Source organism: Candidatus Nitrosopumilus salarius BD31 (assembly GCF_000242875.2).
GTDB classification, from domain to species: domain Archaea; phylum Thermoproteota; class Nitrososphaeria; order Nitrososphaerales; family Nitrosopumilaceae; genus Nitrosopumilus; species Nitrosopumilus salarius.
The window spans coordinates 1-4,518 of record NZ_AEXL02000063.1 but is presented as its reverse complement, the minus strand read 5'-3'; the positions used below and the strand labels follow the sequence as shown (position 1 = coordinate 4,518).

The window sequence follows — 4,518 nt, the reverse complement described above, 5'->3', positions numbered from 1 at the left end:
CCAAATTCGACGAGGGATTGAATGGCTAAAACTAAAAGATTTAGCTAATGTAAATGAATCAAAATCAAGTATTGTAAGTTTAGGTAAAAATGGGATTGAATCTTTTCAAAAAGGATTACCTGAAAGAAGATTATTGGATTTGCTAAAGGATGGGCCTAGAAAATTATCTGATCTACAAAAAGAACTTGGTTCTGTTTTTTGGTCCTTCAATTGGGTTGGCAAGAAAAAATGATTGGATTGAAGCTTCTTCTGAAAGTGTTTCAATAAAGAATTTACCTTTAGAACTCCCTGGTGAAAAAACACTCAAACAAATTGGAGAGAAAAAATTATCTAAAGATGAAATTAATGATGATGATCTTTCTTCACTCTTAAAAAGACCTGACTTTATTGTTGAGGATATTGTCAAAACCAAAGAAGTCACTTTAACTGATTCTGCAAAGTCTATAGTGATTTCAGACTCTTCTGGAGAAATAGATGTTGAAGCAAAAGTACCTGATGTTTTTGTTGCAAGAACTCACCCACTAAAAGACACGATTGATGAAATTCGTGAAATATTTGTTACATTGGGTTTTTCAGAAATAATTGGCAACATGACTCAATCAAGCTTTTGGAATTTTGATGCTCTATTTACTCCACAAGATCATCCAGCACGAGAATTACAAGATACATTTTACCTCGATGGTATTTCTGCCAAAAAAATTGCTACACCCGAACAAATTAGAAAAGTTTCTGATTCTCACAAAAAAAATTGGAGATATCATTGGGATATCAACGAGGCAAGAAAAATGGTTTTAAGGACTCATACTACTTGTGTTACAATCAAACATTTGGCCGAAAACAAGCCTGATGAGGCTAGAGTTTTTTCTTTAGGACGTGTATTCAGAAATGAAAAAGTCAGTTACAAGCATCTTGTAGAATTTAATCAAATCGAAGGTGTTGTTGTTGGAAAAGACGCTAATCTGAGAAATTTAATGGGGATTCAGCGAGAATTTTACAAACGAATTGGAATTACAAAAATAAAATTTTGGCCAACATTTTTCCCATATACAGAACCATCACTTCAGACAATGGTGTATAATGAAAGATTAGAAAAATGGATTGAACTATTTGGAATGGGAATTTTCAGACCTGAAGTGACAAAACCTCTTGGAATCACTAAACCTGTTTTAGCATGGGGTGGAGGAATTGAAAGAATTGCAATGCTAAAGTATGGTATAGATGATGTAAGAGAGTTTTACAACAATAATCTCAGTTGGCTAAGGAGCGCTACAAAATGCCAGTAGTTGAATTATCTTATACACGACTTCAAAAATTAGTAGGTAAAGTAACAAAAAAACAAATTTCTGATTCGTTACCTTTTCTTGGATTAGATATTGAATCCGAAAACAAAGACCTTGTCCGAATTGAATATAGCCCAAACAGACCTGACTATTCTACTGATTTTGGAATTGCCCTAGGCTTGCAAGGATTATTGGGAATCAAAACCGGTGCAATTAAACTAAAAATTAAAAAATCAAACAAGTATCCGATATCTGTAAAATCTGAAGTATCAAAAATTCGTCCTTTTGTAACTGGAATTGTAGCAAAAAATGGTAATATTGACAACAAAATTCTTGAACAACTCATCCAGATGCAAGAGGATCTTCATATGGGAATTGGTAGAAAACGCACAAAATCTTCAATTGGTATTCATGATCTTGATAAAATCTCATTTCCTCTAACATATACAACAACTAGCAGAAATACAAAATTCATTCCTCTCAAATCTACTACAGAAAATACTATTTCTGAAATACTTGAACAAACAGATACAGGTAGAGATTATGGGCATATTTTAGGTAATTCTGCAAAGGTACCAATCATAATTGATTCTGATGATAATGTAATATCTCTTCCACCCATTATTAATGCTGCAGTCACCACTGTTACAACTAAAACAAAAAATCTTTTCGTTGAGGTAACTGGAATCAATAAGGATGATGCTGAAGATATGCTTTCTGTTGTTGCAACCATTTTAGAAAGTGCTGGATTTACTTTAGAATCTGTTAGAATATCTGGTGCAAAAAACTCATCACCAAAACTCGATCAAAAGAAAATATCTGTAAGTACTTCACTAATTAATCAAATTCTCGGTTTGAATCTTACTACCCCAAAAATTATTTCATCATTAAAAAAATCTAGATTGGATGCATCACCTAAAGGGAAGGCTATCATTTGCACGATTCCAGCATATCGATTTGATATTTTTGGATCTATGGATTTGATAGAAGAAGTTGCTTTGGGGTATGGGATTCAAAATCTTGAGCCTACTTTGACTCCTTCTCAAACAATTGGTCAAATGAATCCAGTTTCACTCCAACTCAAATCACTTAATCAAATTATGATAGGACTTGGATATCTTGAAGCTCTAAATTCAAGTTTAACCAGTAAACGTGTTCTATATGAAATGACTAACAGAGATTCATCAAAAATCATTTCTGTTCTTGATTCAAAAAGTCAAGAACACACTATTTTACGTGATTCCATTCTTCCTGGATTGCTAGAAAATATTTCAAGAAACATTCATGAATCGTATCCTCAGAAAATGTTTGAAACTGGTACTGTTTTTGCTATTGATGATTCAATATCTGAAAAAATTGCATTTTCTAGTATCAGCGCACATAAGGATGCAAATTTTACTGAAATTAAATCTATATTACAATCCTCATTAAAAATTGGGTTTGGAATTACAATTGAAACAAAAACCCTGTCTCATCCAACCTTTGAAGCAGGACATTGTGCCGCTGTAATTTTAAACGGTAAATCAATTGGGATCATTGGAAAAATCAATTCCAAGATTATTGAAAATTATAAAATTCGTGTCCCTGTTGTAGGGTTTGAAATATCCCTTTCTGAATCAATTCTTTAAAATAAAATTTAATCTGGTTCAAAAAATAATCTCGTGAAGAGAATTTTCATCAATGGTTTTTAGTAAGAGTTGATACATCATTAAATGCCCGAGAGCAGGCACGCAGACGGATTAGGATGATGTCGATCGTAATGATACCAATGATTTCTAATTCACCCAGGTGTGCTACATTATGGGCAACCCCGGTTTCAGAACGCGAGGAGGCTTATGGCTATGTACCCATGATTTTGTGCGAGTCAGAACCGGGGAACATTAATTTTTCAAAAACCATAAAACACCATTGATAATACAAAAATATGTAATGACAAGTTATTGGTTGGCAAAACAAGAACCTAGTGGGCCAAGAGGATATAATTTTGAACAACTAAAAAAAGAAAAAACAACAGTCTGGGATGGAGTTCACAATAATTTAGCATTAAAGCATATGCGAGAAATGAAATCTGGTGATCTTGTTTTATTTTATCATACAGGTGATGAAAGACAAGCTGTAGGAATAATGGAAGTCACTTCAAAACCTTATCCCAACCCCAAAGAAGATGTTGAACGTTTTATTGTAGTAGATGTAAAATATAAAAAAACATTGAAACGACCTGTGACACTTGATGAAATGAAAAAAGATAAAAAATTCAAAGATTGGGAACTGATCCGAATTTCAAGATTGTCTGTAATGCCTGTACCAAAGCCAATCTGGGATGCTATTCTAAAGATTTCTCAAAACTAACAATAATCGCTTTATTGATATAGTCGATTTGTTTAATTCAATCATGGCAACAGCTTATGTTTTAATAAACTGTGAACTAGGTTCCGAAGAAGCTATAATTCAGCAACTAAAGGGCTTAGATGGTGTTAAGGAAGTTCATGGAACTTTTGGCGCATACGATATTTTGGCCAAAATCGAATCTGATACTGTTGAAAAACTAAGAGAAACAATTACCTGGAAAATCAGGAAAATTGAAAAGATTCGTTCAACTCTGACCCTTATGGGTATTGAAGGCCAAACATAAACACCCTTTTTTCTTATTATGATTTTACATTTTATTTTTGTAATAAAAGAAGAAGATCGTGATAAGCGACAGTTTGAATTTGAATATGTTAAGAAAATGGGTGAATTTTACAAGAGATGGATTATGGAAAAATTTGGTAAGGATTATGAGATTCAATGTGATGAATTAATCACAAGACCTAGAAGTATTCTTCAAAAACTTGACACTCACACACTTTTACGTGACCATGAACAAAGAGGAAAAGACATTTATCATTTTTACTTGACACATTTCAAACCTTGGTGGACTGATTGTACTTGTGAAGGATATCATGCTGAAAATTTTGGAATGGTTTTTTGGCAAAGACCTAAAGAAGCAAACGATACACTATTTCTTGCAGAAAAAAATTGTACAACTGTATCTCACGAACTACTTCATGAATTATTGAGAATATCTGGCCACAAAAAATTCCTCCAAACAGTTCATGATATTTGGACAAAACATTTGTTTGAACAATTAGAATTTGAACAGTATGGTGAAGATTTCCAAAAAACTGATGGTAAGCCTATGTTTCTTACAATGAATACTTCACAATTAAATCTGTGATTTAATTTTTAAAATTAGCAT

At 32.8% G+C, this 4,518-nt stretch carries 5 protein-coding genes and 1 pseudogene; all 6 read left to right on the top strand.

The features are described from left to right. Nucleotides 1-232 (top strand): annotated as a pseudogene (locus tag BD31_RS10655) (hypothetical protein); the annotation flags it as partial. Next, nucleotides 186-1,283 carry a phenylalanine--tRNA ligase subunit alpha gene (gene pheS / locus BD31_RS02900; protein ID WP_238536048.1) on the top strand — a complete coding sequence of 366 codons (1,098 nt, stop codon included), beginning with the start codon at nt 186-188 and terminating at the stop codon, nt 1,281-1,283. The pseudogene BD31_RS10655 and the gene pheS, both read left to right, overlap by 47 nt. Next, the gene (pheT, locus tag BD31_RS02895) at nt 1,274-2,908 is read left to right on the top strand and encodes a phenylalanine--tRNA ligase subunit beta (RefSeq protein WP_008298265.1); all 1,635 of its coding nucleotides are present in this window, start codon (nt 1,274-1,276) and stop codon (nt 2,906-2,908) included. The genes pheS and pheT overlap by 10 nt, the downstream gene beginning before the upstream one ends. Nucleotides 2,909-3,209: 301 nt before the next feature. Continuing rightward, the gene (locus BD31_RS02890) at nt 3,210-3,629 is read left to right on the top strand and encodes an EVE domain-containing protein (RefSeq protein ID WP_008298263.1); all 420 of its coding nucleotides are present in this window, start codon (nt 3,210-3,212) and stop codon (nt 3,627-3,629) included. Between the two features lie 43 nt (nt 3,630-3,672). Next, a complete protein-coding gene (locus BD31_RS02885) occupies nt 3,673-3,912 on the top strand; it encodes an Lrp/AsnC family transcriptional regulator (protein ID WP_048097392.1) in 240 nt (79 codons plus the stop codon). Nucleotides 3,913-3,930: 18 nt separating this feature from the next. After that, a complete protein-coding gene (locus BD31_RS02880; protein WP_008298264.1) occupies nt 3,931-4,497 on the top strand; it encodes a hypothetical protein in 567 nt (188 codons plus the stop codon). Nucleotides 4,498-4,518: the final 21 nt, after the last annotated feature.